Raw genomic sequence first — 13998 nt, forward strand, 5'->3', positions numbered from 1 at the left:
GAAGTCGACCGTGGGCAGGATCGCGCAGGGGGAGCCGATCCGGTCTGAAACCGGCGGCACACGTCCTCGACTTCACGGACACGGCCGTCGACCACGCCCACCGGCTCGCGCGAGGCTGACACTCCCCGGTGCCGATCGTGGAGTCAGGGCAGTGAGGCGGGCAGTCCGAAGGACACGAGGAGGCCGGGGTCGAGGAACGAGGTGATCTCGGAGATTCGCTCGCCGCGCAGGGTCAGCACGTTGATCGACCATCCGAGGTGCGTGCCCGCGTCGTCGTTCCAGAGGTACGAACCCACCGCCGCCTGGCCGTTCGCGCCGGTCGGGAGGTGCCGCCAGTTCCCGCATCCGGTCAGCGGGATTCGTGCGGCGAAGTCGGTGACGGCCTCGATGCCGTGGTACCAGTGCGCCAGCGGCGGCATCGACCAGGTGACGTCCTCGGTGAGCAGCGCGACCAGGGCGTCGGCGTCGCCGCGTTCCAGCGCGGAGGAGTAGCCGGCGACGATCTCCCGCACCCGGGCGTCGTCGATCCGGCGCAGCGTCTGCTGCTGGGTGGGGGAGGGGATCCTCTCGGTCACGATCACGCGGGCCCGTTGCAGGGCGGAGTTCACCGATGCGACCGAGGTGTCCATCGCGGCGGCGATCTCGGCGGCGGAGAAACCGAGGACCTCGAACAGCAGCAGCGCCGCCCGCTGGTTGCCCGGCAGATGTTGCAGGGCGGCGACGAAGGCGAGCTCGACGGCTTCGCGTTGCTCGTAGCGCGCGTGCGGGTCGGCCGGGCCGCCGGCGAGACCGGCGTCGGGGTAGGGGCCCAGCCAGGCGACGTCGGTCAGCGGGGGGTCGCCGACCACGGCACGGTCGCTGGACGGGCCGAGGTCGACGGGCAGGGCCCGCCTGCCACGGGCACCGACGGTGTCCAGGCAGGTGCGGGTGGCCACGGCGTAGAGCCACGAGCGCAGTGAGCTACGGCCTTCGAAACGCGCGAGCCCCCGCCACGCCCGCAGCAGGGCGTCCTGCAGGGCGTCGTCGGCGTCGTGAACGGAGCCGAGCATGCGATAGCAGTGGGCGTGCAACTCCCGGCGCAACGGCTCCACCAGGCGGGTGAACGCCGTATCGTCCCCGTCCCGCGCACTGATCAGGTCGGCCTGCTCCGCCGTCGTTCCCGCGGTCCGCGAAGAGATTTCGCTCACGAACGATGATTCTGCCTTACGGCGGGAGTCTCCCTTCGGCAGAACACGACCGACCCGCAGGAGGACCTCCATGACGCCGACCGGACACCACCCCGCGCCCGCGTGGTTCGACATCTCCACTCCCGACGCCTCGCGGACCCGGCACTTCTACCAGGAGATGTTCGGCTGGCAGGTGAACATCCTGGACGAGACCTACGCGCTGGTGACCGCAGAGGACGGCCGGCCGGCGGGCGCGCCTCGGGAGGCCGCGTACGCTCGCACCACCGGGCTGGAGTTGAGGTAGTGCGTCCACCAGCGGCCGGGGGTCACCCCTTGACGTGGACGGCGGCCAGGGCTCCGCCCCACCGGGGTTCGGCGAGGGGCCGAGGATCAGACGAGCGCCTTGGGACCGTACTGGCTGGTGGGCCGCGGCAGGCCGAAGTGATCACGGAGGGTCGTCCCGGTGTACTCCGTGCGGAACAGGCCGCGTGCTCGAAGGATGGGCACCACGTGCTCGACGAACGTGTCGAACCCGCCGGTCAGGTAGGGCGGCATGACGTTGAACCCGTCCGCGGCGCCGCCGACGAACCATTCCTCGATCCGATCGGCGATCTGTTCCGGGGTGCCCACGGTCACCCAGTGGCCACGGGCGCCGGCGAGCCGGTGCAGGAGCTCGCGGATCGTCGGTCGTTCGCGATCGACGATGTCGAGGACGACCTGGAAGCGGCTGTTGACCTCCCGCTCGCCGTCGGCGGGCACCAGGTCCCTGGGGAACGGCGCGTCGAGATCGTGGCCGGACAGGTCGACGCCGAGCATCTGGCGTAGCTGCCGCAGCGAGTACTCGGGCTGGGTGAGCTCGTTGAACTCGTCGTGCAGACGGCGCGCCTCCGCCTCGGTGGAGCCGATGAACGGGCTGATGCCGGGGAGCACCTTGAGCTGGTCGGGATCGCGTCCCTCCGCCTTGACCCGCGCCTTGATGTCGGAGTAGAACTCGCGGGCGTTGCCTGTGGTCTGGTGGGCGGTGAAGACCGCCTCGGCGTACCGGGCCGCGAAGGAACGGCCGTCCTGGGACGATCCGGCCTGGACGTACACCGGCCGCCCCTGCGGGCTGCGCGGGATGTTGAGCGGCCCCTGGACGCGCAGCAGCCTCCCGGAGTGGTCGACGGGGTGGATCCGTTCGGTGTCGGCGAAGACGCCGCCGCCCTGGTCGATCAGCAGCGCGTCGTCTTCCCAGCTGTCCCAGAGCTTCGTCACCACGTCCAGGTATTCGCGGGCGCGGGCGTAGCGTTCGGCGTGCGGCGGGTGCTCGTCGAGCCCGAAGTTCCTGGCCGCCTGCGGCGCGCCGGTGGTCACGATGTTCCAGCCCGCGCGACCCCGGCTCAGATGGTCCAGCGAGGCGAACAGCCGCGCCAGGTTGTACGGCTCGAGGTACGTCGTCGAGGCGGTCGCGATCAGGCCGATCCGCTCGGTCGCGGCCGCCAGACCGGACAGCCAGGTGAACGGTTCGAGCCGGAACCGGCTCGCGTAGCGGATGTTGTCCGGCAGCGACGGCCCGTCGGCCAGGAAGATCGCGTCGAACTTCGCCGCCTCCGCCCGCCGGGCGAGCTCCTGGTAGTAGGTGAGGTCGAGGAGGCGGTCGGGCGCTGATTCGTGATACCGCCAGGCCGCTTCGTGGTGACCGCCGGGGTAGATGAAGAGGTTCAGGTTCAGCAGTCGTGGTGTGAGGCTCAATTCCGGTTCCGTTCTCCGGTCACGCCGAGCGCGTCCAGCAGGTGTGCGCGGATCTCGGCGAACCTGGGGTCCGCGGAGTTTCGAGGGAGGTCGACGTCGATGAGCTGTTCGGCCGCGATCCGCCCGCTGTCGAGCACGAGCACGCGGTCGGCGAGCACGATCGCCTCGTCGACGTCGTGGGTGACCAGCAGCACCGCCGGCCGGTGCCGGTCGCACAGGCTGCGGAGCAGTGCGTGCATCCGGATGCGGGTGAGGGCGTCGAGAGCTCCGAAGGGCTCGTCGGCGAGGAGGAGTTCGGGCTCTCGGACCAGGGATCTGGCCAGTGCGACGCGCTGCTGCTCGCCGCCTGACAGCTGGTTCGGCCACGCCCGCTCGCGTCCGGCGAGGCCGACCTCCGCGAGGCTTTCGCGGCCGTGTTCCGCCGCGCCGGGCCCGGTGAGCCCGAGGACGACGTTGTCGTGGACCCGCAGCCAGGGAAGCAACCGCGAGTCCTGGAAGACGACGGAGACCGCACCGGGCACGTCGATGAGCCCGGTGCCCGCCACGTCCCCGTCGAGACCGGCCAGCGCGCGCAGCAGCGTGCTCTTCCCCGACCCGCTCTGCCCGAGCAGCGCGACGAACTCGCCCGCGCGGATCTCGAGGTCCAGGCTGTCCAGGATGGTCCGGTCGTCGTAGGAACGCGTCAGCTCGGCGATCCGTACGGCCGGCGCGACGGTGGTCAGTCCGCCAGGGTGCGTCGCCATGAGAGCGCCCTCCTCTCGATGAGGCGGACCGCGCCGTCGGAGAGCAGGCCGAGCAGGCCGTACAGGACGAGACCGACGATGATGATGTCGGTCTGACCGTAGGTGCGTGCCAGCTCCATCATGTAGCCGATGCCGCTGGTGGAGTTGATCTGCTCGACGACCACGAGGAACAGCCACCCCGTCGTGACCGCGAACCGCATCCCGAGCAGGAAGCCGGGCAGCGCGCCCGGCAGGACGACCCGGCGGATGAACGCGCGCCGGCTGAGCCCGACCGTCTCCGCCAGCTCGACGTATCTGCTGTCGATGCCGCGCAGCCCGTTGTGCGTGTGGATGTAGATGGGGACGAAGACGCCGAGGGCGATCGTGGAGACCTTCATGACCTCGCCGATGCCGAGCCAGAGGATCAGCAGCGGCATCAGGGCCAGCGCCGGGATGGCCCGCTTGATCTGGATGGGCCCGTCGATGACGGCCTCTCCCCAGCGGCTGAGCCCGGAGACGAGTGCCAGGACGGTGCCGAGCGCCACCCCGAACCCGAGGCCGAGGGCGACCCGCCGCACCGAGGTCAGGAGGTTGTCCTGGAGCCGGCCGTTCCCGATCAGCTCGCCGGTGGTGGTCACCACGGTCCACGGCGCCGACAGAACCCGTTCGTCCAGCAGACCCGTCGCCGAGCCGGCCGTCCACACGGTGAGCAGCAGGAGTGGCCCGACCGCGGGGCGGAACCGGATCGGCCGGCCGGGCCCCAGCCTGCGCCGGGCTCGCGGGGACGACCGCGCGGGCGCGGACGGGGTGTCGGTGGTCCGGACGCCGACGGTGGTGACCATCGCTAGGCACCGCCCTTCACGGTGTTCACGGCGCTCGCGCCGAGAGACTCGTATCGCAGGTCGTAGAGGTCCTTGGCGTTGAGCACCGGGTTGCCGGTCTCCGCCGCCAGCAGTTCGACGGTCTCCTGGTGCCGGGCGATGACCTCCGACCAGTCGGCGGGAATGTCCGGCTCACCGGCCTGGTCGACCAGATACCGGCCGTCCTCGGGGGTCAGGCCCTGATCCTTGACGTAGTAGCCCTCGATCCACTCCTCGGGATGCTCGTACACCCACCGGGCGGCACGGGCCCAGGCCCGGACGTACTCGCCGATGGCCGCCGCCTTCGCCGGGTCCTCCAGGGTGGAGGTCCGTACGTAGAGATGGCTGGGATCGTCGCGGATGCCGTGCGGGATGGTGGTGCCGCCGTCCCTGCCGTATTTGGCGGAGTAGCGCTTGACGTTGACGCCGCCGATCGGGGCGACGTCGACCTGCTTGCCGGCCAGCGCGGTGACGTAGACGTCGCCGGTGCTGGGCAGTTCGACCAGGGTCACGTCGTTCTTGGTCAGCCCGGCCTTCTTCAGCACCCGCAGCATGAGCGCGCCCTGGGCCTGGCCCGGACTGTAGGCGATCTTCTTGTTCCGCAGGTCGGCGAGCGTCTTCACGCTCACGCCGGGGGCGATTCCCAGCTCGTAGGTGGGATGGTTGATCGGGTCCTTGCGGAGCTTGGATGCGACGATCTTCACGGGCAGCCCGGTCCAGGTCGCGTGGATCGACGGGATCTCGGCCACCGCGCCGACGTCGAGCGCGTCGGCGCGGAAGGCCTCGGTGGTCTGCGGGCCGCCGCTGAGGTTGGCCCACTCGATCTCGAAGGAGAACTTGTCGATCTCGCCGGAGAGGGCGAGCGCCACCTTGACGACGGGATCGCCGACGATGAGCTTGGTGCCCTCGGGCACCCGGGCGGGCAGCGGCGCGTCGGCCGCGAGGGCCGAGGCGGTCTTGTCGGCGCCGGCGCACGCGGGCAGCGAGGTCAGTCCGGTGAGCAGCGCGACGACGAGGAGGGCGGATCGCCGGATGGTTCGGCGGGGGGATGAGTCGGAGGACATGCGATGGTCCTTCGCTGTCAGTGGTTCGTACGCTCGCGCGCCGTCCTGGTCGCGCGGCGGGGAGACGGGCTGACGGAGTCGCCGGAAAAGGAGGTCGCTAGGAAGGACGGCGACATTGGGCGCTGGCGACGCGGCAGAGGTCGATGTGCGCTCGCCGGGTCAGGCGTATGCCCTGGCCTGTCTGGCTCCCCTGGCTCATGGTCACGACGCTAGGCGCGGTGGGATCGTATTGCAATACTTCCTACTGGTTTTACATGAAATACCCCTTGAATGAAGGCGCCCGTCCCGTCTCGCGGCCGTGAGGCGCGTAGGACCCGGCCGCCCGCTTCATGCTCCGAAGGTGCTTGACGGGCAAGGAGAAAGCCCCGGTCGGAGGCTCATTCCGTCTCGGTGAGGGGCGGGGTAGCGGTTCCGCGCCACCCCGGTGACGCGTCACGCCGAAGGCGGCCGGCCGTTCGGGTGGATGACTACTTCTGGGCAAATGGGTACTAAGGCGTCTACGTTTCGCCGATCTTGACAACGATTAGTTGCTAAGTTGGACAACCGAATCACCTTCATGGAATTGGATGACCGATCGCTGAAAGTCCTATTTGTCCGCCCCCGACCATGAGGACCTGATGTCACGTACTACGTTGGAGGTTTTGTTCTATTTCGTGGTGATTTGTGCGCTTATCGCCATAGTTTTGGCGGTACGTCAGTGGCAGATCACCGCGGCCCTGCGTAACCGGAACGCCCTGCTGACGACCAGCCTGCGCATCCGGGACGAGGAGATCCGGCACCTGGCCGGTGCGCGCCTTCCCGCGCTGGTGGAGTCCTTGCACCAGAACGTCGTCGCGGTACCGGGGCCGCTGTACGAGCAGCTGATGGGATCGGAGTACGGCAACAATCTCGAGTCGGTGGTCGATCAGTTCACCCAGAGCCTGAACACGGTCCAGGCTCGCGCGGGCCAGTCGGTGCGGGCCGCCCTGATGGCCGCGATGCGCGCGCTCCAGGGCCTGGCCAGTGAGCAGCAGCTGTCCATCTCGGCGATGCAGGACCGGCACGACCATCCCCAGGTGCTCCAGGATCTGCTGGAGATCGACCACGCGAACGCGCAGTTCGGCAGGCGTGCCCAGGTCATCGCGGTCCTGTGCGGGGCCTGGCCGGGACGGCAGCGGGCCGCCTCCACGGTGGAGGACGTGGTGCGCGGCGCGACGTCGAGGATTCGCGACTACCGGCGGGTCCGGGTCCACGCGCAGATCGACACCGCCGTCATCGGCAGGGTGGTCGAGCCGGTGGTTCTCGCCGTCGCGGAACTGCTGGACAACGCCGCGCGCCACTCACAACCCAACACGTCGGTGGAGGTGAACATCCATGCGATGCACAACGGGGCCGTCATCGTCGTCGACGACGGCGGCGTCGGCATGCACGACCAGGAGACGCGACAGGCGACCTCGCTCCTGTCCGGCGAGAAGGCCGTGGACGTCACCAGGCTCGGCGACCCCCCTCAGTTCGGATTCCTCGTCATCGGCGTGCTCGCCAAGCGCTACGGGTTTCGTGTCTCGGTGGACTCGCACTCTCCCTACGGGGGCGTGCGTGCCGTGGTGTTCCTGCCCAACTCGCTGCTCACCGGTGCCGACGTGAGAGATGCGCCCGCCGTGCCCGTCGTGTCCGCCGTACCCGTCGTGCCCACCGGACCTGTCGGACCTGTCGTGCCCGCCATGTCGCCGGGGCCGTTCGTGTCCGACGCCCCTGAGGCGCCACCGGCGGACGGCACGCTGCCGCAGCGCCGCCGCCGGGAGCCGGTCGCCGAGGCGCGGCCGGCGGTCGAAGAGCCCGCGCCGAGTGCCGTCTGGGACCGTCCGGCGCGGGAGGCCGCCGCTGTCATGGGCGCCTTCCAGCGCGGCACCCGATCCGGTCGTGAGTCCGTCAGGTCCGACCACCGGCCCGGCCGTGAACCCGTCCAGTCCGTCCAGTCCGACCACCGATCCGGCCGTGAGTCCGTCCAGCCCGACCACGAAGGGAATCCCGAGCATGAGTGAAAAGCTGAGCTGGATGCTCAACGACGTCCTGGACGTGCCCGGGGCGCGCCATGCGATTCTGCTCACCGCCGACGGGATGCTGCAGGCGCACTCCCAGGGCATCAGCCGGGACGACGCTGACAAGCAGGCCGCCGCGCTGTCCGGACTGCAGTCGCTCAGCCGCAGTACGGCGGAGTTCTGCGCGGACTCGCCGACCACGTGGCGGCAGACCATGGTCGAGTTCGTCGACGGATACGTCTTTGTCATCGCCGCCGGCCCGGGGGCCTATCTCGCGGTCTCCAGTACCGATGAAGCGGACCTGGAGGTAGTCACCTACCGAATGCAGAAACTCATCGCACGACTTGGTAAGGAGCTGACCAGTCCGCCCCGGCGAGACATCGGCAGTGTTGCATGAGACCCCCCAGACGCGACAACGGGCTGGTCCGGCCGTATGTGATGACCGAGGGACGAGCCTTCCCGACCCGCAACACGTTCGACCTCGTGACCCTGGTGATGGCCGCCAACGACCTGCCGCTGAGCGGCATGGGGCCGGAGAAGCGGCGGCTCATGACGCTGTGCCGGGGAGGCTCGCTGTCGGTCGCCGAGGTCGCCGCGCACCTCGTGCTGCCCGTCAGCGTCACCAAGGTCCTGCTGGGAGATCTCGTGGACAGCGGCCACATCATCACCCGCGCCCCCGCTCCGCCGGCCGAACGTCCCGATATCAAGCTCCTTCAGGAGGTGCTCGATGGACTCCGCGCCCTGGCGTGACGACGCCGTCTATCTGCCCGACACGGTGCGGTCCGCGGTGAAGATCTTGATCGTGGGCCACTTCGCCGTCGGGAAGACCACCATGGTCGGCACCCTGTCGGAGATCACCCCTCTGAGCACCGAGGAGACCATGACCCAGGCCGGGGCCACCGTCGACGACCTGGCCGGGGTCGAAGGCAAGAGCACGACCACCGTCGCGATGGACTTCGGCCGCATCACCCTCAACGCTCACCTGGTGCTGTACCTGTTCGGGGCACCCGGGCAGAAACGCTTCCAGCAGTTGTGGCGGGACATGGCGTACGGAGCCCTCGGCGCGCTGGTGCTGGCCGACACCCGCCGCCTCGACCGTTCCTTCCCCGTCATGGACATGCTGGAGGAGTACGGCCTGCCCTACGCGGTGGCCGTCAACCACTTCGACGACGCGCCCACGTTCGGCGAGAGCGAGCTGCGGGGCGCTCTCGACCTGCTCGACGAGACACCTCTGGTCATGTGCGACGCCCGCGACCGGCCGTCGGCCCTCGCCGCGCTGATCGCCCTCGTCCAGTACCTCCAGACCCGCACCCATCAACAGGAGCGTGTGTGACCAACGATCCCGACCTCGTCTCCGTACCGCCCCCGGGGTGTCCGGCGCACACCGATCACGCTTCCCCCGTCCCGCTGTACGGGCCCCGGTACGCGGCCGACCCCGGTCTCGTCTTCGACCGGCTGCGCCGGTCCGGGCCGGTCGCGCCGGTCGAGCTCGCCCCCGGGGTCCACGCCAAGCTCGTCACCGGCTACTACGCCGCGCTCGGGGTGCTGCGCAGCCCGCAGATGTTCTCCAAGGATCCTCGCCGATGGCGCGCCCTGGCCGAGGGGGAGGTTCCCCCGGACAGCCCCGTCATCCCGATGATGGGATACCGGCCCAACGCCCTGTTCGCCGACGGCACGGCCCACACCCGGCTGCGCCAGGCGATAACCGACAGCCTGGACCGCGTGGATCCCCACGCGCTGCGCGGCTACGCCGAGCGCAGCGCCGACACGCTCATCGACCGGTTCGCTCCCAGGGGAGAGGCGGAGCTGCTCGCCGGATACGCCGGAGTCCTGCCGCTGCTCATCTTCAACCGGCTCTTCGGCCTGGACGACTCCGACAGCGACCGGCTGGTCGCCGCCCTCGCCAAGATGTTCGAGGGCGGCGCGGGCGCGGAGGAGGGGGACGCGCTGTTCGGGCGGTACGTGCAGGACCTGGTCGCCCTCAAACGCGCCAGGCCGGGGCAGGACATGACGTCATGGCTGATGTCCCATCCCTCGCAGCTGACGGACGAGGAGATGCTCCATCAGTGCACGCTGCTCATAGCGGCCGGCACCGAGCCCGTGCAGAACCTGATCGGCAACGCGCTGCGGCTGCTGCTCGCCGACGACCGGTTCGCCGGCAGCCTGTCCGGCGGGAGCATGTCCATCGACGCCGCGCTGGACGAGGTGCTGTGGCTGGATCCTCCGATGGCCAACTACGCCGTCCACTACCCCCTCCGCGACGTCGACCTGGGAGGAGTCCGTCTCAAAGAGGGAGAGCCGGTCGTCGTCAGCCTCGCCGCCGCCAACACCGACCCGGCGCTGACCCACGCCATGCAGAGGTCGGGTAACCGCGCTCACCTCGCTTTCAGCGCGGGCCCGCACACGTGCCCCGCGAGGGACGCGGCCCGTCTGATCGCCGCGGTCGCGATCGAACGGCTCATGGACCGGGTCCCGGACGTCGAGCTGGCCGTTCCCGTCAACGAACTCCAATGGCGTCCCGGACCTTTTCACCGGGCCCTGACGACCTTGCCCGTCCGCTTCACCCCCATTCAGATCGACGAGACATCTGGAGACAGTTCGTGGAATCTTGCCCCATCCGCCTGGATCCGACCGGCCGCGACATCCACGCCGAGGCCTCCCGACTCCGCGACGCCGGCCCGGCGACGCCGGTGGAGCTTCCTGGCGGAGTGGTGGCGTGGGCGGTGACCGGGCATCAGGCGCTCAAGCGGCTGCTGGCCGACCCTCGCGTCTCCAAGGACCCTCGCCGGCACTGGCCCTCCTACGCGGGCGGGGAGATAGCGCCGGACTGGCCGCTGATCACCTGGGTCGCGGTGGACAACATGTTCACCGCCTACGGCGCCGACCACAAAAGGTTGCGGTCACTGATCTCCAAGGCGTTCACCCCGCGCCGTATCGAGGTCATGCGCCCGCGCGTCAAGGAGATCACCGGCGACCTTCTCGACAGGTTGACCGGCACCGCGGCGGGCGAGGCCGTCGACCTGCGTGAGGAGTTCGCCTACCAGCTCCCCATGCGGGTGATCGGCGAGCTGCTGGGCATTCCGGACGGCGCACGAGACGATCTGCGCCGCGTCGTCGACAGCGTCTTCCACACCTCCGCCGACGCGGAGGAGGTCATGGCCACCCAGCGTGACGCGTACGCCATCCTGAGCGGCCTGGTCGCCTCCAAGCGTGAGAACCCCGGCGACGACATGACCAGCGACCTGATCGTCGCCCGCGACGACACCGGCGACTCCCGCCTCAGCGAGGCCGAGCTGATCGACACCCTGTTCCTGATGATCGCAGCGGGTCATGAGACCACCGTCAACCTCATCGACAACGCCGTCCACGCCCTGCTGACCCATCCCGGCCAGCTCGACCTGACGCGCACCGGCGGCGCCTCCTGGGACGACGTGATCGACGAGACGTTGCGCTGGCAGGCGCCGGTGGCCAACCTGCCGCTGCGCTACGCCGTCGAGGACATCGATCTCGACGGCGTCCTGATCGGCAAGGGGGATGCGATCATCGCGGGCTACGCCGCCGTGGGCCGCGACCCGGAGCAGCACGGCGACGACGCCGATCGGTTCGATCTCACCCGTCCGACCCGGCGCGACCACCTCTCGTTCGGCCACGGCGTTCACTACTGTCTGGGCGCGCCCCTGGCACGGCTCGAAGCCGGAATCGCGCTCCCCGCCCTGTTCGACCGTTTCCCCGGCCTCGCCCTCGCCGTTCCCGCGCACGAACTCCTGCCCATGGACTCGTTCATCGCCAACGGACACCGCACCCTTCCGGTCGTGCTGCGACCGGAGCTGTAATCGTCGTCGAGAAGAAACCGGATGCCCGGATGCGAAACCGGCGGGTACGCTGCGCGAGGACCTTTGGAGGGAATCGCGGTGGCGCACGTTGAGGTTGGTCATCTGACGTATGTGTTGCCGGATGGGCGGCCGTTGCTGGACGACGTGTCCTTCCGGATCGGTGAAGGGGTCAAGGCGGCGCTCGTCGGGCCGAACGGTGCGGGCAAGACCACGCTGATGCGGTTGATCGCGGGGGACCTGCAGCCGATCGAGGGCAGCGTCGCCAGCTCCGGCGGCCTGGGGATCATGCGGCAGTTCATCGGGAGCATCCGTGACGGGCGGACCGTGCACGACCTGCTGGTGAGCGTCGCCCCCCAGCGTGTGCGGCAGGCGGCCGAGCGGCTCGACGCCGCCGAGCTCGTGATGATGGAGCGCGAGGACGAGAAGGCCCAGATGCGCTACGCGCAGGCCATCACGGACTACAGCGACGCGGGCGGCTACGACATCGAGGTGCTCTGGGACACCTGCACGATGGCCGCTCTCGGCATCCCGTACGACGACTGCAAGTATCGCGAGGTCAACACGCTGTCGGGCGGTGAGCAGAAGCGGCTGGTGCTGGAGGCGCTGCTGCGGGGCCCCGACCAGACGCTGCTGCTGGACGAGCCGGACAACTACCTGGACGTGCCGGGCAAGCTGTGGCTGGAGCAGGCGCTCCGTGAGACGCCCAAGACGGTGGTGCTGGTCAGCCACGACCGGCAGCTCCTGGCCAACGCGGCCGACCGGATCGTCACCGTCGAGTCCGGCAACATCTGGGTCCACGGCGGAGGCTTCCGCACCTACGCCCAGGCTCGCAAGGACCGCAACGAACGCCTCGACGAGCTCAAGAAACGCTGGGACGAGGAGCACGCGAAGATCAAGCGGCTGGTGCTCATGCTCAAGCAGAAGGCCAAGTACATGGACACCATGGCCGCCGCCTACCACTCGGCCCAGACGCGATTGCGCAGGTTCGAGGAGGCGGGACCGCCCGAGGCGGCGCCGAAGGAGCAGTTCATCAGCATGCGGCTCAAGGGCGGCCGGACCGCCAAGCGGGCGGTGATCTGTGAGGGGCTGGAGCTCACCGGCCTGATGAAGCCGTTCGACCTGGAGATCTGGTACGGCGAGCGGGTCGCGGTGCTCGGCTCCAACGGGTCGGGCAAGTCGCACTTCCTCCGGCTGATCGCCGGGGGCGAGGTCAGGCACACCGGTGTGGCCAGGCTGGGCTCCCGGGTCGTGCCCGGCCACTTCGCGCAGACCCACGCCCGTCCCGAGCTCATCGGCCGGACGCCCTGCGAGATCGTCATGAGTGAGCACGCCCGGCTGAAGAACGAGGCGATGAAGGTGCTGTCCCGGTACGAGCTGGCCGGGACCATCGCCGAGCAGCGTTTCGAGACGCTGTCCGGCGGACAGCAGGCGCGACTGCAGATCCTGCTGCTGGAGCTGTCGGGCACCACGTTGCTGCTGCTGGACGAGCCGACCGACAACCTCGACCTGGCCAGCGCCGAAGCGCTGCAGGAGGGGCTGAACGCCTTCGACGGGACCGTGGTCGCGGTCACCCACGACCGGTGGTTCGCCGATGACTTCGACCGTTACCTGGTCTTCGGCTCCGACGGAAAGGTGTACGAAGCGCCCGAACCGGTATGGGACGAGACCCGGGTGGTTCGTCAGCGCTAAAAAGTTCGCCCGGACTGAGCGTGTCCGCGATGCGGCGGGGTGATTACGGGTTATGACGACTAGGTGACGTACAGTACCCGAATCGTCAGTGTCCTCGCGGTCCTCGCCGCCCTTGTCCTCGCCGGATGCTCCGATGACGACAAGCAGGCCGCCGCCACGCTCAAGCCGCTGGCGGTCAAGGAACAGGCCTCGTCCATCGTCAAAGGCGACGATGGGTATGTGGTGAACTGGGCCGGAGTGCTCGCCAACCGCAACCCGTGGCACTTCGGCGAGCACACGGTGGCCACGGTGGTCGCGAAGGACGCCTCGGGCAAGGAGGTCGTCCGGCTGGACCAGCCGCTGGACGCCGTGCCGCCGGCCGATTCGCTCTCCTTCAGCGGTCATGTGGTCGCCGCGGAGAAGCCGGCCACCGTGAGCATCCAGTACCGTCCGGCGCAGTGGCGTCAGGCGGGGCGGATCGTCTCGTCCTTCCTGCCCTTCCCGATCTCCGACGTGCTGACCGACAGCAAGGAGGGCAGCTACCTGATCACCGGGTACGTCGGCACGCCTTACCGGCGACCGGCCGAAAGCCTGGCGGTCACCGCGCTCCTGCGGGACAAGGCGGGCAAGCTGCTCGGCGGGGGAAGCACGTTCGTGGAAGACGTCCGGGCGGGGGAGAAGCGCCGCTTCATCATGCAGATCAAGAGCGTCGCGGACACCGGCAAGGTCGCCACGGCCGAGGTGACCGCCCGCACCTGGGGATCGAGCAGCCGTCCCTACGAGGAACTGGCCAAGGGCGGTGTCATCCCCCTGCACACGGTCAAGCCGACCACCGCGCCGTTCGCCAAGGACAGGGGCAGGTCGACGCTGCTCAGTGACAGCCGGCCGTGACAGGACCCATGGCGCGTGCCGTACGGCGAGGCGGGGCCGGGGCGC

The 13998-nt window shown here is 69.4% G+C and carries 15 protein-coding genes; 9 read left to right on the forward strand and 6 right to left on the reverse strand.

From position 1 onward, the window contains the following. Positions 1-143: 143 nt before the first annotated feature. The gene (locus tag J2853_RS36215; protein WP_307565307.1) at positions 144-1187 is read right to left on the reverse strand and encodes a sigma-70 family RNA polymerase sigma factor; all 1044 of its coding nucleotides are present in this window, start codon (positions 1185-1187) and stop codon (positions 144-146) included. A 70-nt stretch (positions 1188-1257) separates the two neighbouring features. On the opposite strand from J2853_RS36215, the gene J2853_RS36220 reads away from it, so the two are divergent. Next, positions 1258-1470, forward strand: a complete 213-nt coding sequence (locus tag J2853_RS36220) for a VOC family protein (RefSeq protein ID WP_307565309.1) — start codon at positions 1258-1260, stop codon at positions 1468-1470. Positions 1471-1556: 86 nt separating this feature from the next. On the opposite strand, the gene J2853_RS36225 is transcribed toward J2853_RS36220, so the two are convergent. From J2853_RS36225 to J2853_RS48050, 5 genes are all read right to left on the reverse strand, one after another. Then, positions 1557-2897 carry an LLM class flavin-dependent oxidoreductase gene (locus J2853_RS36225; RefSeq protein WP_307565311.1) on the reverse strand — a complete coding sequence of 447 codons (1341 nt, stop codon included), beginning with the start codon at positions 2895-2897 and terminating at the stop codon, positions 1557-1559. Continuing rightward, complete coding sequence (locus tag J2853_RS36230) at positions 2894-3640, reverse strand: ABC transporter ATP-binding protein (RefSeq protein ID WP_307565313.1); 747 nt, start codon at positions 3638-3640, stop codon at positions 2894-2896. Before J2853_RS36230 ends, J2853_RS36225 begins: the two co-directional genes overlap by 4 nt. Further along, complete coding sequence (locus J2853_RS36235) at positions 3616-4461, reverse strand: ABC transporter permease (RefSeq protein WP_307565315.1); 846 nt, start codon at positions 4459-4461, stop codon at positions 3616-3618. Before J2853_RS36235 ends, J2853_RS36230 begins: the two co-directional genes overlap by 25 nt. Positions 4462-4463: 2 nt before the next feature. Then, positions 4464-5543, reverse strand: a complete 1080-nt coding sequence (locus J2853_RS36240; protein ID WP_307565317.1) for an ABC transporter substrate-binding protein — start codon at positions 5541-5543, stop codon at positions 4464-4466. A gap of 97 nt (positions 5544-5640) precedes the next feature. Then, the gene (locus tag J2853_RS48050; protein ID WP_370879479.1) at positions 5641-5742 is read right to left on the reverse strand and encodes a putative leader peptide; all 102 of its coding nucleotides are present in this window, start codon (positions 5740-5742) and stop codon (positions 5641-5643) included. 484 nt (positions 5743-6226) lie between these two features. On the opposite strand from J2853_RS48050, the gene J2853_RS36245 reads away from it, so the two are divergent. The 8 genes from J2853_RS36245 to J2853_RS36280 all read left to right on the forward strand — a co-directional run bounded on the left by J2853_RS36245 (position 6227) and on the right by J2853_RS36280 (position 13953). Continuing rightward, positions 6227-7564, forward strand: coding sequence for an ATP-binding protein (locus J2853_RS36245; RefSeq protein ID WP_307565319.1), 1338 nt, complete (start codon positions 6227-6229; stop codon positions 7562-7564). Continuing rightward, complete coding sequence (locus J2853_RS36250; protein ID WP_307565321.1) at positions 7557-7958, forward strand: roadblock/LC7 domain-containing protein; 402 nt, start codon at positions 7557-7559, stop codon at positions 7956-7958. Before J2853_RS36245 ends, J2853_RS36250 begins: the two co-directional genes overlap by 8 nt. Next, positions 7955-8311, forward strand: a complete 357-nt coding sequence (locus tag J2853_RS36255; RefSeq protein WP_307565323.1) for a DUF742 domain-containing protein — start codon at positions 7955-7957, stop codon at positions 8309-8311. Before J2853_RS36250 ends, J2853_RS36255 begins: the two co-directional genes overlap by 4 nt. After that, complete coding sequence (locus tag J2853_RS36260; RefSeq protein WP_307565324.1) at positions 8289-8894, forward strand: GTP-binding protein; 606 nt, start codon at positions 8289-8291, stop codon at positions 8892-8894. Before J2853_RS36255 ends, J2853_RS36260 begins: the two co-directional genes overlap by 23 nt. Further along, complete coding sequence (locus J2853_RS36265; RefSeq protein WP_307565325.1) at positions 8891-10288, forward strand: cytochrome P450; 1398 nt, start codon at positions 8891-8893, stop codon at positions 10286-10288. Before J2853_RS36260 ends, J2853_RS36265 begins: the two co-directional genes overlap by 4 nt. Further along, complete coding sequence (locus J2853_RS36270) at positions 10285-11394, forward strand: cytochrome P450 family protein (RefSeq protein ID WP_307565326.1); 1110 nt, start codon at positions 10285-10287, stop codon at positions 11392-11394. Before J2853_RS36265 ends, J2853_RS36270 begins: the two co-directional genes overlap by 4 nt. A 78-nt stretch (positions 11395-11472) precedes the next feature. Beyond that, complete coding sequence (locus J2853_RS36275; protein WP_307565327.1) at positions 11473-13083, forward strand: ABC-F family ATP-binding cassette domain-containing protein; 1611 nt, start codon at positions 11473-11475, stop codon at positions 13081-13083. 63 nt (positions 13084-13146) lie between these two features. Next, on the forward strand, positions 13147-13953 hold the full coding sequence (locus J2853_RS36280) for a hypothetical protein (protein WP_307565328.1): 807 nt from the start codon (positions 13147-13149) through the stop codon (positions 13951-13953). The last annotated feature ends 45 nt before the right edge of the window (positions 13954-13998 follow it).

The organism is Streptosporangium lutulentum (genome assembly GCF_030811455.1).
GTDB lineage: Bacteria > Actinomycetota > Actinomycetes > Streptosporangiales > Streptosporangiaceae > Streptosporangium > Streptosporangium lutulentum.